This is a genomic window from Lysinibacillus parviboronicapiens, assembly GCF_003049575.1.
Classification (GTDB): Bacteria; Bacillota; Bacilli; order Bacillales_A; family Planococcaceae; genus Lysinibacillus; species Lysinibacillus parviboronicapiens.
Genome location: NZ_PYWI01000045.1, coordinates 1 through 19,979, shown reverse-complemented (window position 1 = coordinate 19,979; position 19,979 = coordinate 1). Strand labels below are relative to the sequence as shown.

At 37.7% G+C, this 19,979-nt stretch carries 21 protein-coding genes, 1 tRNA gene, 1 rRNA gene, 1 other RNA gene and 1 pseudogene; 6 read left to right on the top strand and 19 right to left on the bottom strand.

Translation table 11 applies throughout. The features are described from left to right. The 7 genes from C9J35_RS21585 to ffs all read right to left on the bottom strand — a co-directional run. A 16S ribosomal RNA gene (locus C9J35_RS21585) occupies nucleotides 1-66 on the bottom strand; the annotation flags it as partial. A 293-nt stretch (nucleotides 67-359) separates the two neighbouring features. Then, nucleotides 360-632, bottom strand: coding sequence for a pro-sigmaK processing inhibitor BofA family protein (locus tag C9J35_RS21580; protein ID WP_107926825.1), 273 nt, complete (start codon nucleotides 630-632; stop codon nucleotides 360-362). Nucleotides 633-700: 68 nt separating this feature from the next. Continuing rightward, on the bottom strand, nucleotides 701-919 hold the full coding sequence (locus C9J35_RS21575) for a YaaL family protein (RefSeq protein ID WP_107926823.1): 219 nt from the start codon (nucleotides 917-919) through the stop codon (nucleotides 701-703). Nucleotides 920-932: 13 nt separating this feature from the next. Then, on the bottom strand, nucleotides 933-1,529 hold the full coding sequence (gene recR / locus C9J35_RS21570) for a recombination mediator RecR (protein WP_107926820.1): 597 nt from the start codon (nucleotides 1,527-1,529) through the stop codon (nucleotides 933-935). 11 nt (nucleotides 1,530-1,540) lie between these two features. Then, the gene (locus tag C9J35_RS21565; RefSeq protein WP_107926818.1) at nucleotides 1,541-1,855 is read right to left on the bottom strand and encodes a YbaB/EbfC family nucleoid-associated protein; all 315 of its coding nucleotides are present in this window, start codon (nucleotides 1,853-1,855) and stop codon (nucleotides 1,541-1,543) included. Nucleotides 1,856-1,875: 20 nt separating this feature from the next. Continuing rightward, complete coding sequence (dnaX, locus tag C9J35_RS21560) at nucleotides 1,876-3,660, bottom strand: DNA polymerase III subunit gamma/tau (protein WP_107926816.1); 1,785 nt, start codon at nucleotides 3,658-3,660, stop codon at nucleotides 1,876-1,878. A gap of 143 nt (nucleotides 3,661-3,803) precedes the next feature. After that, nucleotides 3,804-4,071, bottom strand: an RNA gene (gene ffs, locus C9J35_RS21555) — signal recognition particle sRNA large type. 192 nt (nucleotides 4,072-4,263) lie between these two features. On the opposite strand from ffs, the gene C9J35_RS21550 reads away from it, so the two are divergent. The 4 genes from C9J35_RS21550 to C9J35_RS21535 all read left to right on the top strand — a co-directional run bounded on the left by C9J35_RS21550 (nucleotide 4,264) and on the right by C9J35_RS21535 (nucleotide 8,010). Continuing rightward, a tRNA-Ser gene (locus tag C9J35_RS21550) sits at nucleotides 4,264-4,356 on the top strand. A 146-nt stretch (nucleotides 4,357-4,502) separates the two neighbouring features. Beyond that, complete coding sequence (locus C9J35_RS21545) at nucleotides 4,503-5,765, top strand: ATP-binding protein (protein ID WP_107926814.1); 1,263 nt, start codon at nucleotides 4,503-4,505, stop codon at nucleotides 5,763-5,765. Further along, complete coding sequence (locus tag C9J35_RS21540; RefSeq protein ID WP_107926812.1) at nucleotides 5,766-6,644, top strand: response regulator; 879 nt, start codon at nucleotides 5,766-5,768, stop codon at nucleotides 6,642-6,644. Between the two features lie 91 nt (nucleotides 6,645-6,735). Then, a complete protein-coding gene (locus tag C9J35_RS21535; RefSeq protein ID WP_107926810.1) occupies nucleotides 6,736-8,010 on the top strand; it encodes a cation:dicarboxylate symporter family transporter in 1,275 nt (424 codons plus the stop codon). Between the two features lie 49 nt (nucleotides 8,011-8,059). On the opposite strand, the gene C9J35_RS21530 is transcribed toward C9J35_RS21535, so the two are convergent. Further along, nucleotides 8,060-8,680: an RraA family protein gene (locus C9J35_RS21530; protein ID WP_054768648.1), complete on the bottom strand. Its 621-nt coding sequence runs from the start codon at nucleotides 8,678-8,680 to the stop codon at nucleotides 8,060-8,062. Nucleotides 8,681-8,871: 191 nt separating this feature from the next. Between C9J35_RS21530 and C9J35_RS21525 the strand changes: the two genes are divergently transcribed. Then, nucleotides 8,872-10,287 (top strand): DHA2 family efflux MFS transporter permease subunit, encoded by a 1,416-nt coding sequence (locus tag C9J35_RS21525; RefSeq protein ID WP_107926829.1) that lies wholly within the window; start codon nucleotides 8,872-8,874, stop codon nucleotides 10,285-10,287. A gap of 249 nt (nucleotides 10,288-10,536) precedes the next feature. On the opposite strand, the pseudogene C9J35_RS24405 reads toward C9J35_RS21525, so the two are convergent. The 10 genes and pseudogenes from C9J35_RS24405 to C9J35_RS21480 all read right to left on the bottom strand — a co-directional run. Then, nucleotides 10,537-10,721 (bottom strand): annotated as a pseudogene (locus C9J35_RS24405) (methyl-accepting chemotaxis protein); the annotation flags it as partial. Nucleotides 10,722-10,748: 27 nt separating this feature from the next. Further along, the gene (locus C9J35_RS23810; RefSeq protein WP_167396035.1) at nucleotides 10,749-11,126 is read right to left on the bottom strand and encodes a PAS domain S-box protein; all 378 of its coding nucleotides are present in this window, start codon (nucleotides 11,124-11,126) and stop codon (nucleotides 10,749-10,751) included. A 145-nt stretch (nucleotides 11,127-11,271) separates the two neighbouring features. Beyond that, nucleotides 11,272-11,802 (bottom strand): LOG family protein, encoded by a 531-nt coding sequence (locus C9J35_RS21515; protein WP_107926808.1) that lies wholly within the window; start codon nucleotides 11,800-11,802, stop codon nucleotides 11,272-11,274. A 264-nt stretch (nucleotides 11,803-12,066) separates the two neighbouring features. Further along, nucleotides 12,067-12,735: a deoxynucleoside kinase gene (locus C9J35_RS21510; RefSeq protein ID WP_054768649.1), complete on the bottom strand. Its 669-nt coding sequence runs from the start codon at nucleotides 12,733-12,735 to the stop codon at nucleotides 12,067-12,069. After that, nucleotides 12,732-13,370 carry a deoxynucleoside kinase gene (locus tag C9J35_RS21505; RefSeq protein ID WP_107926806.1) on the bottom strand — a complete coding sequence of 213 codons (639 nt, stop codon included), beginning with the start codon at nucleotides 13,368-13,370 and terminating at the stop codon, nucleotides 12,732-12,734. Before C9J35_RS21505 ends, C9J35_RS21510 begins: the two co-directional genes overlap by 4 nt. A gap of 150 nt (nucleotides 13,371-13,520) precedes the next feature. Next, nucleotides 13,521-15,932 carry a heavy metal translocating P-type ATPase gene (locus tag C9J35_RS21500; protein ID WP_107926804.1) on the bottom strand — a complete coding sequence of 804 codons (2,412 nt, stop codon included), beginning with the start codon at nucleotides 15,930-15,932 and terminating at the stop codon, nucleotides 13,521-13,523. A gap of 81 nt (nucleotides 15,933-16,013) precedes the next feature. Then, nucleotides 16,014-16,220 (bottom strand): copper chaperone CopZ, encoded by a 207-nt coding sequence (copZ, locus tag C9J35_RS21495; RefSeq protein ID WP_054768650.1) that lies wholly within the window; start codon nucleotides 16,218-16,220, stop codon nucleotides 16,014-16,016. Nucleotides 16,221-16,309: 89 nt separating this feature from the next. Continuing rightward, nucleotides 16,310-16,642: a metal-sensitive transcriptional regulator gene (locus tag C9J35_RS21490; RefSeq protein WP_107926802.1), complete on the bottom strand. Its 333-nt coding sequence runs from the start codon at nucleotides 16,640-16,642 to the stop codon at nucleotides 16,310-16,312. Nucleotides 16,643-16,727: 85 nt separating this feature from the next. Beyond that, nucleotides 16,728-17,675: a cation diffusion facilitator family transporter gene (locus tag C9J35_RS21485; RefSeq protein WP_107926800.1), complete on the bottom strand. Its 948-nt coding sequence runs from the start codon at nucleotides 17,673-17,675 to the stop codon at nucleotides 16,728-16,730. A 67-nt stretch (nucleotides 17,676-17,742) separates the two neighbouring features. Next, on the bottom strand, nucleotides 17,743-18,084 hold the full coding sequence (locus C9J35_RS21480; RefSeq protein ID WP_107926798.1) for an ArsR/SmtB family transcription factor: 342 nt from the start codon (nucleotides 18,082-18,084) through the stop codon (nucleotides 17,743-17,745). Nucleotides 18,085-18,284: 200 nt separating this feature from the next. On the opposite strand from C9J35_RS21480, the gene tadA reads away from it, so the two are divergent. Then, entirely contained in the window at nucleotides 18,285-18,800 is a 516-nt protein-coding gene (gene tadA / locus C9J35_RS21475; protein ID WP_201262101.1) for a tRNA adenosine(34) deaminase TadA, read from the top strand. Between the two features lie 328 nt (nucleotides 18,801-19,128). Here the strand turns inward: tadA and serS are convergent. Then, a partial coding sequence (gene serS / locus C9J35_RS21470) for a serine--tRNA ligase (protein ID WP_107926796.1) occupies nucleotides 19,129-19,979 on the bottom strand: 851 nt, incomplete at its 5' end.

Sequence of the window (19,979 nt, the reverse complement as noted above, 5' to 3'; positions counted from 1 at the left end):
CTCGACTTGCATGTATTAGGCACGCCGCCAGCGTTCGTCCTGAGCCAGGATCAAACTCTCCATAAAAGAAATTTGATTAGCTCAAATTGTTTTGCTGGCATCAATTTTGATGTCCAAAATTTTGTTTTGTTCACTAACCGAAGTTAGTTACTAAAAACGTTATTGATTACGTTTTGCTTGTTCAGTTTTCAAGGTTCATGTTATCGCCGCTTTGTTTCAGCAACTTTTATATCATATCACATCGCACTTCTCGATGTCAACAACTTTTTTGAAATAAAAATTGTTTTATGAAGTTGTTTTCAACAGTTATCTTAACGACTCTTATTACTATACCACAATATTTTCAGTTTGCAAGCCATTTATAAAAAATAGATTAAAAAAGTTATTCCTAGCACCCCAGGAATGCCTAACACCGCAATTGTAGTAACTGAAAATAGATTGATTGGTACATTGTAGCCACTATAGCCAACAGCTAAATGAATAATGAATAGGAGTAAAAAGGCAAAAGCGAATCGAAACCAAAAAACCGATAAACCTTCTAATACTTTTCCTAACTTAATGTGCTTTCCTACTATATAAAGAAATAGAAGCACTACAGGTACACTAATACTCACTATTACAGTCCACGGCATAAACTTGCCCCCTTCGATAATAATTATGTAAGTGTATGATTTCTGTATCGCTTCTATAACTCTAACAACTATTTTTTAATTAACACTCGTCGAATTCTCGCTTCTTTGAACAGATAATAATGAATACTCTCCGCTGCTTTTCGTTGTGCAATTATTTCTAGATCATAATCATCTAATAGTTCTTCAATTATTTTCGTTTGTTGTAAATCTTCTTTCGTTTCTTTAATAAGATCTATAAGCTTTTCATCAAATTCCTTTTTTAGCTTTCCTTTATTGCGGAAGAACATCTCAATCCCTCACTCATAACTCTCGACGGCCTTCCATTGCCTTCGATAAAGTTACTTCATCAGCATATTCTAAATCTCCACCCACAGGTAGTCCATGTGCAATACGTGTTGTACGGATGCCAGATGGTTTCACTAGACGTGATATATACATAGCTGTCGCTTCGCCTTCAATAGTAGAGTTCGTTGCTAAAATCAGCTCTTGTACCGTTTCATCTTGCAAGCGTACTAAAAGTGAAGCTACATTGATATCCTCTGGGCCAATCCCATCCATCGGCGAAATGGCTCCTTGCAGTACATGATACATACCGTTGTAATCACGCATTTTTTCCATCGCAATAACATCTTTTGTATCTTGTACAACACAAATAACAGAAGCATCCCGTTGTTTGTCTGTACAAATATGGCATGGATCTACATCGGTAATATTGCCACAGACAGAACAGTAGCTTAAATTACGCTTTGCATCAATTAAAGCCTTCGAGAAGGCAAGTACGTCTTCTTCCTTCATTGTTAACACAAAAAACGCCAGTCGAGCCGCGGTTTTCGGCCCGATCCCTGGCAATTTCATAAAACTATCGATTAGTTTAGATATGGGTTCTGGGTAGTACATGTTTTTACCTCCTAGAACGGAAGGTTCATGCCTTGTGTGAATTTGCCCATTGTTGCATTTGTTTTTTCATCTACTTTTTTAAGTGCTTCATTTGTTGCAACAACGATTAAATCCTGTAGCATTTCGATGTCGTCTGGATCTACTACCGAGGCATCAAGATTCACTTCAACTACTTCACGTTGACCTGTTACAGCTACTTTAACCATACCGCCACCAGCAGTACCTTCAAATTGCTCAGCATTTAAAGCCTCTTGAGCTTCCATCATTTCTTTTTGCATCTTTTGCATCTTTTTCATCATACCTTGCATATTTCCCATTCCACGCATAAACATATTCCTCCTAAGTATTAGTCTTCAATTATTTCAACAAAATCTTTACCGAACAGCTTTTCCGCTTCCGTCACAAGTGGATCCTGTGATGCAAGTGGTTGTGAATCATCGATAAAGGGTTCTTCTGGCATCTCTGCCGGTGGTGGTTCTAATAACTCTACATCCTGATCATTTGCTGGCTGGGCTTGCTTTTGGTGCATACCATGATCACGAATGAACTCTTCACGCAACTTTAACCAAGTTTCTTCAGGCGTACAAAGCATTTCATACATGGTGCCAGTTTGCCCTGCAATTAATTGTGTGAAGTGTGCTTTTAACGCATGATTATCAGCAACCATTTGACAATGAATATCATACTTGAATTTTAACACAAAAGCACTCGAAGATGCGGCAACAGGTTCAGCTTCTGCTAATAGAGCCGATTGAGATTTTTGCATTTGGTTCAATGCTTGCGCCCATACAGCCTTAATACGTTGCACATCCTGCTTTGTAGCGTCCTTTAATATTTCTTGAATACGTCCAGTAGGTGCCTTGTAGCCATTTGGATTTTTCACACGCGGTCGTTGCTCTTTAGCAGCCTGCGGCGTTTGCGCCGGCATACCATTTTCCAATTGGGCCGATAATTGCTGAACCAATTGTTCAAGTGCCACTATTTTTTGCGCAAGCTCAGGACTCACCGTTGTTTCTCCCGTAGCGCTCACCTGATGAACTACTCCACCTGAAAATTGCGTCATTTTTAGCAAAGCTGTTTCTAAATAAATTTTTGTATGATGCGAGAACCGCATTTCTTGCTGTGTTTTCGCTAAGATGTCAATATAACCGTAAAGCATATCAGGCGCAAAATCATGTGCCAAAGCAAACACACGCTCCTCCGGCGATACTAGCTCTAATAATTCTGCTAATCCATCACTCGTTTGTAATAGCAATAAGTCGCGGAAGAATGTAATTAAATCCTCTGATAGACGAAGCGGGTCCTTCCCATCGGCAATAAGTTGTTCTAATAATAGAAGCATTTGTGCCACATCTTTTACCTTTAAAGCATCTGCTAAATCATAAAAAACTTCTTGGCTGATTGACCCCGTAACAAGTAGCGCATCTTCCAGTTTTAAAAGCTCACCACTGAAGGAAACGACTTGGTCTAATAAACTTAGGGCATCTCGCATACCACCTGCTGCAGATTGCGCTATAACCTTTAAACCCTGTTCCTCATATGGTAACTCAATGTCTTCTAATACAACCTTCATCCGTTCAATAATATCGTTGGTTGAAAGCCGTTTAAAGTCAAAGCGTTGACAACGAGAAATAATCGTCGCTGGCAATTTATGCGGCTCTGTCGTAGCTAAAATAAATACAGCGTGTGACGGTGGTTCTTCTAATGTTTTTAAAAGGGCATTGAAGGCACTCGTCGAAAGCATATGCACTTCGTCAATGATATACACTTTAAACCTGCTACTCGCAGGAGCAAAACGAACTTTTTCAATAATGTCACGTATTTCTTCAACGCGCGAATTGGATGCAGCATCAAATTCTATTACATCTGGATGAGAACCATCTGTAATGCTTAAACAAGTTGCACACTCATTACAGGGCTCATTTGACGGTGCACGCTCACAGTTTAATGCCTTCGCAAAAATTTTAGCCGTACTCGTTTTCCCAGTACCACGTGGACCAGAAAACAGATACGCATGCGTCGTTTTATTCGCTAGGAGAGCATTTTGTAGCGTTCTTTTGACATGCGCTTGACCTGACATCTCACGGAATGATTGTGGTCTATACACACGATAAAATGCTTGATACGTCAATGAATTCCTCTCCTCTTCTTTTTAAATATGATAGCTCTATTATAGCATTGGCTGCTTTATTAATAAAACCGTGTCATCACTTTTTACATAGAAAAAACGCATCCGCCTACAATAGACGAATGCGTTTGAATTGGCAATTAATGCCGTGCACCTTTCTTCGACAGCCGCACATAAGCGTTACTCTTGTCGTTAGCTCAGATTAGGCAACCCCGCGGCACATGAATAATACCACTTAATGCTGCTTCCTTCCGGACCTGACATAGTTCATGGGTATCCATTGCGCAGGACCCAATCGTCAACACTACGTGCAAAAGGCAGACCAAACAATACGGACAGCCTCAATAAAGGAATTCAGTCTCGCTAGAGCGGATTGCGAGTTACAGGACACCGCTACCTTCCCACCTAGCACGGCAATAACTAGTATACTTTCAGTCTTCATAAATTGCAACGAATTGCACTAATTATTTATATTTTAAATATTTCTCCTCAACATAAAAAAATTATTTTTTTAAAAACCTAAAAAAGTTTTAGAAAAAGATTGACATGGAAATCAATATATGATAAATTAGTTCTTGTCGATAAGACATTGCAACAATATATTTTGGAGGTATACCCAAGTCTGGCTGAAGGGATCGGTCTTGAAAACCGACAGGCGGGTAACACCGCGCGGGGGTTCGAATCCCTCTACCTCCTCCAGTTTTTAAAATCCGACTACATGATGTAGCCGTTTTTTTTTGCCTAAAAATTACACTTATACTTCTAGATGCCACTTCCACTTATGGTTGTGGTATTTTTTTATTAGATATTCGCTCGTTAATATAAATTAGAGAGGAAGCTTGAAAATGTATACGAAAATTCTTATGTCTCGTGGTACTCTCACATGGGTTTTTATGATTGCTTTATTTACTGCCGTCGGTAGTGAAATAAAAATTTTGCCGTTCTACGATACAACTTTTCGCTTTGGATTAGGGAGTATCATCTTCTTTTTATGTACTCTACTTAAACCTACACCCATTATCTTAGCAGGTGTGATGACAAGTATAGTGACTACAATCTTTCGAGTCACAATTAATTACAGCACGCAAGATATTTCATTAATTGATAGTATTTTTACTCATGTGCCTGCAGCTATATTTTACTTATTGTTTGCTATATGCCTACATCAATTAAATATTCATCAATTTCGTGAAAAACCGTTAAAGCTTGGGCTCCTTGTAGCCTTTAGCGAGGTCATTAGTAACCTAGGTGAACAGCTAGCACGTTTTCTTGTACAATCGTATAACTTTGTTTTTATACACGACTTTCTCATACTGTTAGCCGTTGCCCTGCTTCGAAGCTTTTTTGTGGTTGGAATCTATAGCTCCATTTTAATCGCTGAGCAAAAGAAACGTGTACAAGAAATGCTGAATGTTGGCTCTGATTTATATGTCGAAACTTTATATCTAAAAAAATCAATGAATCATATTGAAGCGATTACAGCTAGTGGTTTTGATTTATACCGACAATTAAAAAATCAGGGCTATCGTGCGGAAAGTTTACAAGCTCTTCATATTGCCCAGGAAATTCACGAGGTAAAAAAAGATTCACAACGCATTTATGCAGGTATTTCAAAAATTGTCGGTGAGAAGAGTTACGGCTCCATCCGATTGTCAGAATTATTACATTATATAGAGGACGGTAATCGTAAATATAGTGAGTTGCTTGGTAAAGACATACTATTTAAAATCAATTTTGATATAGATTTTCAAACGGAGGAGCATATTGCATTGCTCGCTCTATTAAATAATTTAACAGCTAATGCTATAGAAGCAATTGAAGAACATGGCGTTATTTCTATTGCTATTCAACAGCAAGAGGATGATACTGTAATAACCGTATGTGATAACGGTAAAGGTATTTCACAAAGTGAGCTCTCTATTATTTTTGAGCCTGGCTATACGACTAAATATAATGTTGAAGGTGTGGCAGCAACTGGTATTGGGCTCTCACATGTAGCCACACTAATAGCAAAATTAAACGGTACAATTACTGTAGAATCACATAACCAAAAAACAATGTTTAAAATTATTATTCCTACGCAAACTATTCAAACGGGAGAGACTTAAATGAGGTATTTTATTGTAGATGATGACCGTGCAAGTCGGGTCATGCTAAAACAAATTATTGAAGATAGTAGTTTAGGTACCGTCATTGGGGAAGCGCGCAATGGTGAAGATGCCATACCGCAGATATTAATGACGCAGCCTGAGTTTGTGTTAATTGATTTACTTATGCCAAAGTTAGATGGTATTGCAACAGTAGAACATCTCATTCAAAATCGCTTTGAGGGACAATTTATCATGATTTCTCAGGTAGTGAATAAGGAAATGGTCGGTGAAGCGTATGAGCAAGGTATTGATTTCTTCATTCATAAGCCCATTAACCGAATTGAAGTCGAAAACGTTTTACGTAAAACAACAGAGCAATTTCGGCTAAAAAACTCACTGTTGGTGATACGGCAGTCACTTACTAATATTGAAATAAGTGAACAAAAAAATCATAAAGCGACATCCCGTGATCATATTCAATCCATTTTAAATGATATGGGTATTGTCGGAGAAATTGGCAGTGAAGATATAATTGCCATTATTGAGACGCTGTTAGCACATCAGCACAAGATTGCACCCCTACCTCCTTTAAAGGAACTATATGAGGAAATTGCAGCTGTCACCAAAACAACTCCTGATGATATATTGAAGGAAAGTAAAGCTATAGAACAGCGGGTTCGTCGTACGATTTTAGCAGCGATGATAAACTTGGCCAATTTAGGTGTTGTTGATTACACAAACTCGGAATTCGAATACTATGCACCACGATACTTTGATTTTAAAGAGATTCGTCAGCTTATGAAGCAAATTGAAGATCACGGAAATCGGAAGGCAAAGGTGAATATAAAGAAGTTTATTCAAGTGTTATATTCAGACATCTTAACAAAAATAAATTAAATTTATCGGATTTTGTCGGATTTCATAAGTCCTCCGTATTATTAAAGTAAGGCGTGTCCTAAAAATTTTAATATTAGGAGGAACGGAGATTTTGAAAAAGAAATTTAAGATCAGTTTAGCCACTCAAATTCTAATCGGTTTGACTTTAGGAATCATTGTTGGTGGTATTTTTTACGGAAACCCCAATATTGAAAAATATCTACAACCACTAGGAGATATCTTTCTACATCTAATTAAGATGATAGTTGTTCCGATTATCATTTCGACATTAATCGTAGGTGTTGCTGGAACAAGCGACATGAAACAGCTTGGACGATTAGGTGGGAAATCACTTATTTACTTTGAAGTCATTACAACAGTCGCAATTGTTGTAGGACTACTTTCAGCAAATCTATTCCAACCAGGTGCTGGTGTGAATATGAACGAACTTTCTCAAGGGGATATCTCGAAATACGTTTCGACAACTGAGGAAGTACAACATGAAGGACCTTTCGATATTATTGTAGGTATTGTACCAACAAATATTATCCAATCTATGGCTGAAGGCGATATGCTTGCCATTATCTTCTTCTCTGTCATCTTTGGTCTAGGTGTTGCTGCCATTGGGGATCGAGGTAAACCAGTGTTAGGCTTCTTCCAGGGTGTAGCGGACGCTATGTTCTGGGTAACAAACCTTGTTATGAAATTCGCGCCAATTGGGGTATTTGGTTTAATTGGTGTAACCGTTTCCAAATATGGATTTGCTTCCCTAGTACCACTTGCTAAGCTCGCTATACTTGTTTATGGAACGATGCTATTTTTCATTTTTGTCGTTCTTGGCATTGTAGCAAAGATTGCAGGTATCAGTATTTTCTATTTAATCAAGGTATTAAAAGATGAGTTAATTTTAGCATTCTCCACAGCGAGTTCGGAGGCTGTATTGCCACGAATTATGATGAAAATGGAGAAATTAGGTGCACCGAAAGACATCGTATCTTTTGTTATTCCAACAGGTTATTCCTTTAACTTAGATGGATCAACACTGTACCAAGCAATTGCGGCGTTATTCATTGCACAAATGTATGGAATACACTTAAGCATTGGTGAGCAAATTACATTAATGCTAGTATTAATGGTTACATCTAAAGGGATTGCAGGTGTACCAGGCGTATCATTCGTTGTACTTCTAGCAACTTTAGGTACTGTCGGCATTCCGCTTGAAGGCTTAGCATTTATTGCTGGTATCGACCGTATTCTTGATATGGGACGTACAGTTGTAAACGTAATCGGTAACTCACTAGCATCATTAGTAATGGCGAAATGGGAAGGCCGTTTTGATAAAGAAAAAATGAAAAATTACTTTAAAGAAAATGAGAATTTAGCATAAGCTAAATAAGAAAATCCTCACGATGTAGATGTGCATCGTGAGGATTTTTTTATTTGGCTAACACTTTATCTAAATATGCTAGGATGGACTCTTTACCTTTTGAATGCGCTTCTTGAGCTCGCACTTCGTCCTTTTCAACTTTTGCCTCTGCAGCGACAACGATATGCTCCGCATCTTCCTGTGGTACTACAAGGACACCATCAACATCTCCAATAATATAATCACCCGGTTGAACAGTTACGCCACCTATAGCAATGGGTACATTTACTTGACCGCCACCATTTTTATTGCCCGCTGCTACTGTTGTTCCAAGTGAAAATACAGGGAAATCTAGCTCCCGAATAGCTGCAATATCACGAATGACACCATCCACTACAAAGCCTTGTACACCAATACCTTTCGCTAGCGAAATAACAAAATCGCCTGCCACTGCGCGATTCCTATTTCCCTTTGCATCGATCACTAAAATATCACCCTTGTTCGCAGCTCGAATGGCTTCTAGTACGGCACCATTTTCGCCATCGGGTAATCGAACAGTAATAGCACGTCCGGCAATTTTAAAATGATCTGCTAATGGTTTAATATCACTACGTAGATTCGTATGCCCTCCTGTTGCATCAGAAATCGCTGTTGTCGGTAAATGCTTAAAACTTGCTTCCACTTTTGTCATACATAACACCCCTATTATGAATTTATAAAAGTCTTACACAAATATTGTAAATAATACATGACCACATTTACTAGTGTATTTTATCCTCTTCTATATTTAGATTCATACAATATGGCGGAAACAGATGGAAATAAATCATTTGTATATGTTACTGTTAGGAGTAAATGAAAACTAAAGAAAAAGAGGGTTATATGGATAGTCAAAAGTTATATGAACAACGTAATCAAATTATCGCTGCTTTTCTAGTCGCTGCTTTCATTGGTTTATTTAATGAAACAGCTCTTAATATGGCCTTTGCACAGCTAATTGTAGATTTTAACACCGATGCTTCAACTATTCAGTGGTTAACAACTGGATATTTATTAACGCTAGGTATATTGGTACCTTTATCAGGATTTCTTATGCAACGTTTCACAACGAGGCATTTATTTATTGTTTCATTGCTATTTTCAATTATTGGTACTGGCGTTTCGGCCATTTCGCCAACATTTGCAGTATTACTCACTGGTCGGATTATTCAGGCTATAGGAGCGGCCATTATTTTGCCCCTTATGATGCAAGTCGTACTAATGATTTATCCTATTAATCAGCGTGGAGCGGCAATGGGGAAAATCGGCTTAGTGATTATTTTTGCACCAGCAATCGGCCCAACAATTGCAGGCTTCGTTATGGAACATTTCTCATGGCATTATATCTTTTTAATGAGTCTACCATTTCTATTCATTTCGTTTATACTTGGCTTAAAATTTGTGCAAAATGTTAGTGACGTACATCCCGTTAAATTTGATGTATTGTCAATCATTCTTTCAACGATTGGTTTTGGCGGAGTAGTCTACGGATTCAGTATTTCTGGTAAGCTTGGCACATTCATATCAGCTGAAGTAATGGTTGCTATTGGCATTGGTGCTATCGGCATTATACTTTTCTGTTTGCGCCAATTTAAAATGGACCAGCCTATGCTAAATTTAAAAGTTTTTTCTTTCCCTATGTACAATATTGGCCTATTGATGGTCATTCTTGTGCATATGACTATCTTAGCAACGATGGTTTTACTTCCAATCTATCTGCAAAATATTTTACTTCTTGCACCAATGATTGCTGGACTTTCACTACTTCCTGGTGGTGTTATCAATGCCTTCATGGCTGTCGCTTCAGGTCATATTTTTGATCGTTTTGGTCCACGTGTTATGGTGCCAGTTGGTTTATTGTTGGAGATTGTGGCGCTGTTTGCATTACGAACAATTGATGCAAATACATCGGTCTACTTTATCGTAGTCTTTCATATCCTGATGTTTATCGGTATTTCACTTGCAAGTATGCCTGCTCAAACAAATGGCTTAAATCAACTACCACGTCATTTGTATCCTGATGGTACAGCGTTTATGAATACCTTACAACAAGTTGCAGGTGCAATCGGCACAGCAGTATCTATTACAATTATGTCAATTAGTACAGCCAATTTTGTTAAAGTAAATGGAACAACTGATGACAATACTTTTACTGGTTCAATTATAGGTGTACAACATGCTCTAACATTTGCATTAGTACTGGCAATTATTGCGCTTGTTTTATCATTCTTTATGAAACATGTGCAAGAGGAAAAATAACAAGAAGCATGCGGCACTTAATTTTTGCCACATGCTTCTTTTATATTAATTCTGTAAATTGGTTCCGAGCGTTCATCCAGTGCTTCTGCGGCAGAAGCTATTTCAACAAAGTCACTAGAAGTCACATTAATTTGTGCATTTGTTTTCTCAACTTTTTCAGCTATGCGTGTAATACTTTCTGTGACCTGTCCAATTTCACGTACGATACCCTCAACATTATCTTCACTTCCGAGATAGATTGCTCAACCCTTACTGAAAGCTTTCTAACCTCTTTAGCTACAACATGAAAAACCTCGCCCATATTCGCCAGCTCTTGCCGCTTCAATTGCTGCATTTAATGCCAGGGAATTGGTTTGAGAAGCACTGTCTTGAATAGTTTTGACTATACCTTTAATGGATTCAGCCTGATTTTGCAACTGGGCAAGATTCCTCAGATTCTTGTGAAACTTGGCGTATTGTTTCTAGCAAACCCTCACTATTTTTATGCCCGCCTCTGAACGACTATGGAGTTGGGTAGACATTTGCTTTAAGTTGTCAGCTACATTAATAATTGCATTTTGACGTTCTGTAATATTGGTTGCAATTTTCGATACGCCAATTACTTTTTTGGCATCATTCGCAAATACAGGCATATATGTAGCCTCAAGCCGAATACCGTTTCCTTGAAATTCCTTATGATTCTTTCCTATCATTTCATTCACAGTATAACCCATTATTTTTGCAAAAATCTCGTTCACATAGGCAACTTTCCCATTCATATCGAAGCGGATAATGGCCACATTCCGTTCAATTGCTTGAACCACTAAATCATCTGTTACTTGTGCGTCTATTTTTTGCATTGTATCCACCCCAATCATTCATTTTTTGACAAATTTCCCTTTATGTACATTCGCAATTTTCATTATAATCTAACTTAGCGTGGAAACATCATAAGCTTTAATAATTATTTTTGCACAAAAAAACATGAGCAATATTTGCCCATGTCTATTCAATAATAGCCAATACTTCTTGTGGTGTCGTTGCTACCCGAATAAGTGACTTTTGCTCTGTACGGATAAATCCTTCCTCTAACATTCTATAAAAATGTTGTAGAATTGCATCATAAAAGCCATTCACATTATATAAAATAACGGGTTTTTCATGGAGCCCAATTTGTGCCCAAGTAAACACTTCAAAATATTCGTCCATTGTACCACCTCCACCTGGCAAAGCTATAAAGGCATCTGCTAATTCTACCATTTTTGCTTTACGAACATGCATGGTCTCTACGAAATGTATTTCTGTCAAAGAGGCATGAGCGACTTCTCGCTTCTGTAAATGAGTCGGCATTACACCAATTACTTCCCCACCCGCTGTTAGTACCGCATCTGCCACTTTTCCCATTAATCCTGTTTTTGAACCTCCATATACAACACCATGTCCATTTTCTGCTAATACAAATCCTAACTCTGTTGCCTTCTCTGCATAAATTGGGTTAGTGCCTAATCCAGAGCCGCAATATACCGCTATTCTCATCATCATTCCTCCTACTACAAAAGACGTGGAACAATAGGCTTTTTATTGTCGCACGTCTTTTGATCATGTTATTTTCTTAAAACATTTACTCTTGCTATTATCTCCGAAAGCCAAGCTTATTTTACACAATTTTTACGTAAATCATCTGTTTATGGCTACCACTTCGTTGTCGCACAGAACGCAAATTTTTGTTGGTTCTCCATCAGAGATTCGTATTCTACTTTACATAACTGGCTTATTTGTGCCTGCTACTCTAAGAGACTCTTATTTACGTAAATGACTTGTTTGTTTTAGCATATGACTGATGCGGCTCACAATTGATTCAATTGCGTCAGGATTTTTCAATAAATCATAATCATTAATATCTAATCGAAGCACTGGGCATGAATTAAAATTATTAATCCAACCTTCGTAGCGTTCATGCATCTCAATCCAATAATCATTTGGCGTTTGTTGCTCCATCTCACGACCACGCTCTTGTATACGTCCTATTACATCATCAATAGGTCCCTCTAAATAAACAAGTAAATCTGGGTGTGGGAAGTATGGCGTCAGCACCATTGCTTCGAATAAATTTGTATACGTCTCATAATCAGTCGGATTCATCGTTCCTTTATCGAAGTGCATCTTTGCAAAAATCCCTGTATCTTCATAGATTGACCGATCTTGGATAAAACCGCCACCATATTCAAAAATACGTTTTTGTTCCTTAAAACGTTCAGCGAGGAAGTACACTTGAAGATGAAAGCTCCATTTTTCAAAGTCCTCATAAAATTTATCTAAATACGGATTTGTATCCACCTTTTCAAAAGAAGTACGGAAGTTTAATGCCTCCGCTAGCGCCTTCGTCATAGTTGATTTTCCAACGCCAACGGTACCGGCGATTGTGATAACCGTATGTGGTGGAATATCGTATTTTTCTCTCAAATTCATTGTTGCAAGCTCCTTTGTTGTAACGTATCCTTAATTATTTTTAGAATATATTGTAAATCACTAGGGTTTTTCACGAAGTCTAGCTGATCACCGTTAAAGCGAATAACAGGAATTTGTGGATGCTTCTTCTCAAAATGCTCAATAAAAGAATGATAATCTGCCACTAGCTGCTCCATATATTCACGTGAAATCATTTTTTCAAAATCACGACCACGCTGTGCAATTCGTTTCATTAATGTATCAACACTCGCATATAAATAAACGACCACGTTTGGGACTGGCATGTCCTTCGTCAAAATTTGATAGATTTCTTCGTATTTATCATACTCAGTAGGTGGTAACGTACGTTTAGCAAATATTAGATTTTTAAAGATATGATAGTCTGCCACAACAGGGGTATCATTTGCTAAACGAAATTTTTTTATATCCGTTAATTGCTTATAACGATTACATAGAAAAAACATTTCCGTCTGGAAGCTCCATTCCTCAATGTCCTCATAAAACTTATTTAAAAAGGGGTTTTCGTCTACTATTTCTTTTAATAGATGGTAATTAAATGTCGCCGCAATCTCTTTTGACAAAGAGGTTTTACCAACACCAATCGGACCTTCTACCGTAACAAATGGGACCGTCACTAGAAGCTCCTCCTTTACATGCTATGAATAAAGTTAAAATTAATCAGTGCCTTTCATTGTATCATAGTGAGAAAGTGAAAAACAGAATCAACATATACCCCAATTACAATAGACAGTAAAAAAGCCCACCGAAGTGGGCCGGATTCATCACTATAATTTTACTCGCTGTAAACGTAAAGCATTTAAGACAACTGATACTGAACTAAAAGCCATAGCTGCACCAGCAACCCATGGTGCCAGTAGTCCAATTGCTGCAATTGGGATACCTAGCGTATTGTAAGCAAAAGCCCAGAATAAGTTTTGTTTAATATTACGCATTGTCTTACGACTCATAATAATGGCATCAGCAATACTGTTTAAGTCACCTCGAATTAGTGTAATATCCGCTGCTTCCATAGCTACATCTGTACCTGTTCCAATTGCCATCCCAATATTGGCTGTGGCAAGTGCGGGCGCATCATTAATTCCATCACCGACCATCGCCACCTTTTTACCAGCAGCTTGTAGTTTTTTCACCTCTTCTGCTTTACCTTCAGGTAGCACCTCAGCAATAACATCATCGACTCCAACTTCTGCACCGATTGCTTTTGCTGTACGTTCATTGTCACCCGTCATCATCATGACTGTAATACCCATGTTTTGTAAACGACGAACAGCTTCTTTCGATGTATCTTTAACAGTATCTGCAACTGCTACTAGACCAGCATAGTGTCCATTAATGGCTGCTAACATTGCTGTTTTACCGTTCTCTTCTAATACTTCCATTGCTGGGAGAACTTCTTCTATATCGATGCCATATTGTTTCATTAATTTACGTGTCCCAATAATAACTCCCTGACCTGATACAGTCGCTTGAACGCCATAGCCAGGAATTGCTTCAAAAAATTGTACATCTCCAAGCTCAATGTCACGATCTACAATTCCCTGTACAATGGCTTCTGCCAGTGGATGCTCAGATTGTTTTTCTGCTGCACCAATCAACGCTAAGAATTGTTCTTCGTTTTGATTTGCTGCTACCATAACATCCGTTAGTACCGGTTTACCATGTGTAACTGTACCGGTTTTATCGACAACTACTGTATCAATGCTTTGGGTTTGCTCTAGATGCTCGCCACCTTTAAATAAAATACCAAATTCAGCTGCGCGACCTGATCCTGCCATTATAGATGTTGGTGTTGCTAAACCAAGCGCACATGGACAAGCGATAACCAGTACGGCAATTAATACTTCAAGTGCAGGTGTAACTTCACCTGGTTGAACCCAAATAATCCAAATGAGGAACGTTACAATCGCAATACCAACAACGATCGGTACAAATATGCCCGAAATTCGATCTGCTAAACGTTGAATTGGTGCTTTTGAACCCTGCGCATCTTCAACAACTTTAATAATTTGTGCAAGTGCTGTGTCACGGCCAACCTTTGTGGCTAACATTTTTATAAAACCATTCTTATTAATTGTTGAACCGAATAGTAGTTCACCTTGCTTTTTATCAACAGGTAAACTTTCCCCGGTTAACATGGATTCATCCACAGCTGTTGTCCCCTCTAATACTTCACCATCTACTGGGATTTTTTCACCTGGTTTAACTAAAATGATGTCACCAATTACCACTTCTTCTAAAGGTACTTCTTTTTCAACTCCGTCGCGCACGACAATTGCCGTTTTTGCCTGAAGACCCATTAATTTTTTAATAGCTTCAGATGAACGACCTTTGGCTTTTGCTTCAAATAATTTACCTAAAAGAATTAAGGTAATTAATACTGCACTTGTTTCAAAATATAAATGTGGCCCATGATGTGAACCTGCTGTCACAATAGCCTGATAAACACTGTAAAAATAGGCTGCTGATGTCCCCATCACTACAAGTACGTCCATATTGGCACTACCATTACGTAATGCTTTATATGCACCAACATAAAATTGTTTTCCTATCATAAATTGAACTGGAGTTGCTAGCACCATCTGCACCCATGGATTCATTAGCAATTCTGAAACATATAAAAATGAAGTAAATGAAAAATGTCCTACCATCGTCCAAAGTAATGGAAGCGATAGAATCGCCGATAAAATAAATTTGTGTTGCTGTTGCTTAATGGCTTTTTCACGATGATCTACCGTTTCTTGGTCATCCGCTTTTTGGTGTGCAACATATCCTAATTTCTCTACTTTTGCAATAATATCTGTAACTGCAACTTCAGATGGATTAAATTCAACTGTTGCTTTTTCAAGTGCCAAGTTAACATTCGCAAATGATACACCTTCAAGCTTATTTATGCCTTTTTCTATACGTGTTGCACAAGCTGCACATGTCATACCGGTTATATCTAATTCTGTTTTTTGTTTTACGACGCCGTAACCAAGCGCTTCAATTTTCTTTTGAAAATCTCCCTCAGATAGCTTCGTTGGATTATATTTAATAGATGACTTTTCAAGCGCTAAATTAACCGTTGCTTGCTCAACGCCCTCCATTTTATTCAAACCTTTTTCTATACGCGTTGCACAGGCTGCACACGTCATACCTGTAATTTGTAGATTGGCTTCTTTCAATTCAGAACTCATGTACTTTTCCACCTCTCTCCTATACCAACGGGGGGTATATAAAATTGAAAATAAGAGAGTGCTACTTGAGCACTCGCTTTTTTACTTTACCTCATAGCCTTGATCATCAATCGCTTCTTTGATTTGTTCAAGCGTTACTTGTGTTTCATTGAAAGATACATCTACTAAACCTTCTGCTAAGTTTACTTTTACTTGTTCTACACCAGCTAGAGTTCCAACACCCTTTTCCACTGAGTTTACACAGTGACCACATGACATTCCTTGCACATTTAATGTTACATTTTGCATAAAAAATCTCTCCTTTTATAGGTGTAATATTTTAGTTGAAAAATTGTTAATTTCTCAAACATTATGGTTTAAATCATCTATAAAATCTTTTATTTTTTCATTAATTTTTGAATGGTCACTATTAATTCATCTAACACTGCTTCATCACCATCTGACAGACGATCTACAACACAACCTTTTAAATGACCTTCTAATAAAATCTTCGCTACACTGTTTAAAGCCGACTGCGTAGCAGATAATTGCGTAATAATATCATCACAGTAAACGTCTTTTTCAACCATGCCTTTAATGCCTCGTATTTGACCCTCGACTCGATTTAAACGAGTAGTCAAATCTTTTTTGACACGCTCAGGGTGATGACTTTTTCGACACGACGCCCCTTCCTCTGTATGACAAGCATCTTCTTTCACTGTGTCCTCCATCATATTCACCTCCTATTTCATAATTATCATACCATACCCAAGAGGGGTATGTAAAGCAGAAAGATTTAGTACAAAAAGTCCTTTATTAATGGTGATGATCCGATTGTTCATTTTTTATCTTACATAAAATTGAATCATCATGTTTATGTGCTGCTGTCTCCAACTGTATCGTTACATGTTTTATTCCCTTATGCTCAAGATTATGTTCAATTTCACGTAATATATGCTCACTGTCCGCGATTTTTAGCTGAGCATCCACAACAGCATGGCAAGAAAGTGCATTTGTTCCACTCGTAATTGTCCAAATATGTAAATCATGGATACTTTGGACACCTCCAGTTCGCTCAATTGTTTGAATAATTTCCTCTACATTAACATTTGAAGGCGTTCCTTCCATTAGAACATGAATAGCAGCCTTTGTTACATAGTAACCGCTTCTTAGTACTAATAATGCGACAACTACACTTGCCAGTGGATCAGCCCAACCCCAACCAAAAAACATAATTAATAATGCAGCTATAATTGCTCCTACAGAACCAAGCATATCACTTAGTACATGTAAAAAGGCGCCACGCATATTTAAATTGTCCTCTGTATCACCGCCACGCATCATAATCCATGCAACTAATATATTAATTGCTAAACCAATGACGCTAATAATAAGCATGCCCGTAGTTGCTACTTCAGGTGGATTTGCAAAACGTTCAATTGCTTCATAGAAAATAAATAAAGCAATCAAAATCAATGTAACGCCATTTAACACTGCAGCCAAAATTTCGAAGCGTTTATAACCGTATGTTTTACTATAGCTAGCTGCTTTTTCTCCAAACATAAAAGCGAGGAGTGCTATTGCTAACGAGATGGAATCACTCAACATATGACCAGCATCCGATAAGAGTGCCAGACTATTTGTTAAATAGCCTCCTATCGCTTCAATAACCATATAACTCGTTATAATTATAAATGACAGTAATAATACTTTTTTATTTGCGCCATGTGTATGGTCATGGCCATGGTCGTGATTATGCCCCATGTCTATCCCTCCGTTATTTATTTTCGTCTTAGTCAATATGATTTGCGCCTCTGCTAATAAAGATTATCTAGTTGTGCGTAGCGTGTTCAATTGCTTGCTTCAATAAATTCATAATGTGATCATCGTCTTTTGAGTAATATAACGAAGTGCCCTCTCTTCTAAATTTCACTAATCGTAAATTTTTTAAAAAGCGTAGTTGATGGGACACTGTTGATTGGCTCAGGTCTAAAATTTCAGCTATGTCGTTAACCGCATGTTCGTCTGTACATAATAAGTTTAAAATACGTATTCTCGTAGGATCACTTAACGCTTTAAACGTTTGAGACACAACAAATAATGTCTCTTCGTCTAAATGTTGTTCCTTCTCAAATTGTACTTCTGCATTGTTCTTTTTAATTTCTTCAGTCATTTATACTATACCCCCTAAAATAATATTTATATATGAGCATGTGTTCATATATAAATATAAATGGTTACTTAAGGAATGTCAATTTTAAAAGAAAGAAATGGAAATCTACTCAAAATACGGATTCCACAATAGGTTATTTCTTATTCAATTTGAAAATAAATTTAAACGCATGATACACTTACTTTTAAGGAGAGATACTAGTGGATATTTTTGAAACAGATCGCACATTTATGCGAAGTGCCTTAGAAGAAGCAAAAAAAGCGGCTATGCTTGGAGAAGTACCAATAGGAGCCGTACTTGTATACGATGGAGAAATTATTGCACGTGCCCATAATTTGCGTGAAACAACTCAAAATGCGACAACTCATGCTGAATTAATGGTGATTCAAGAGGCATGTGAAAAAATAGGTAGCTGGCGTCTAGAAGAAACAACTCTTTACGTTACACTTGAACCTTGCCCTATGTGTGCAGGCGCTATCTTACAGTCTCGCGTACCTCGTGTTGTGTATGGTGCAAGAGATATGAAAGCGGGCTGTGTAGATTCCCTCTATCGCCTATTAAATGATGCTCGCTTTAACCATGAGTGTGAAGTGACAGAAGGTATTTTAGCTGAGGAATGCGGCCAAATTTTAACAGAATTTTTCCGTGCATTACGTGAACGAAAAAAGGCTGAGAAAAAGGCACGAAAAGAAATTGAACGCCAAAAATCGGAATAAATAAAAACAGCCAAAAACTCTGAAGTAGCTATAACTAAGTGATAGATTAAAAGAGTTCCTGGCTGTTTTTTGTTATGAGAAAAGCATTATATAGGTTTAAATCAAACTATTGCTTCTTGTTGGACGATGTTATTAAATTGATTCAAATAAAAAATATCTTAAAAGAACATTATTAACACAAAAAACTACTTTAGGTAACTCCGAAATAAGCACACTAAAGTAGTTATTGTATCACTTGTGAAGTTATTACTTCTTTTCGCCCATCTATACTCCTTTGATTATTACACTGCTCTCAAACTGGAGTGTGAGCTGTTCCTTGCCACTGACATTATTTAGGGGCAATAATGTCTTTTCCGCCCATATATGGTCTTAACACTTCTGGCATTACTACGCTTCCGTCAGCTTGTTGATAGTTTTCTAAAATCGCTGCTACAGTACGACCAATTGCCAGACCTGAACCGTTTAATGTGTGTACAAACTCTGGTTTTGCATTTGATTCACGACGGAATCGAATATTTGCACGACGCGCTTGGAAATCCTCAAAGTTTGAGCAAGAAGAGATTTCACGGTACATATTTTGTGCTGGAATCCATACTTCTAAATCATATTTTTTCGCAGCTGTGAAGCCTAAATCAGCAGTACACATTTTTAATTTACGATATGGTAAGCCTAATAATTGCAATACCTTCTCAGCATGACCTGTTAATAGCTCTAGTTGTTCATAAGATTCTTCTGGTTTTACAAAACGCACTAATTCCACTTTGTTAAATTGGTGCTGACGAATTAAACCACGAGTATCACGCCCTGCAGAGCCCGCTTCTGAACGGAAGCAAGCACTGTAAGCTGCAAAGCCCTGTGGTAAAGCTTCAATAGGGAGAATCTCATCTCTGTAGAAATTTGTCACTGGCACTTCAGCTGTTGGAATCATGAAATAATCTGTGTTATCTAATTTGAAGACATCCTCTTCAAATTTAGGGAGTTGCCCTGTACCTGTTAAGCTATCACGATTTACAATGACAGGTGGTAGCATTTCTTCATAACCATGCTCTTCTGCATGTAAATCCATCATAAAGCTCATTAATGCACGTTCCAAGCGAGCGCCAAGTCCACGATAGAATAAGAATCGGCTACCCGTTACTTTTGCGCCGCGTTCAAAGTCTACAATTTGAAGATCTGTAG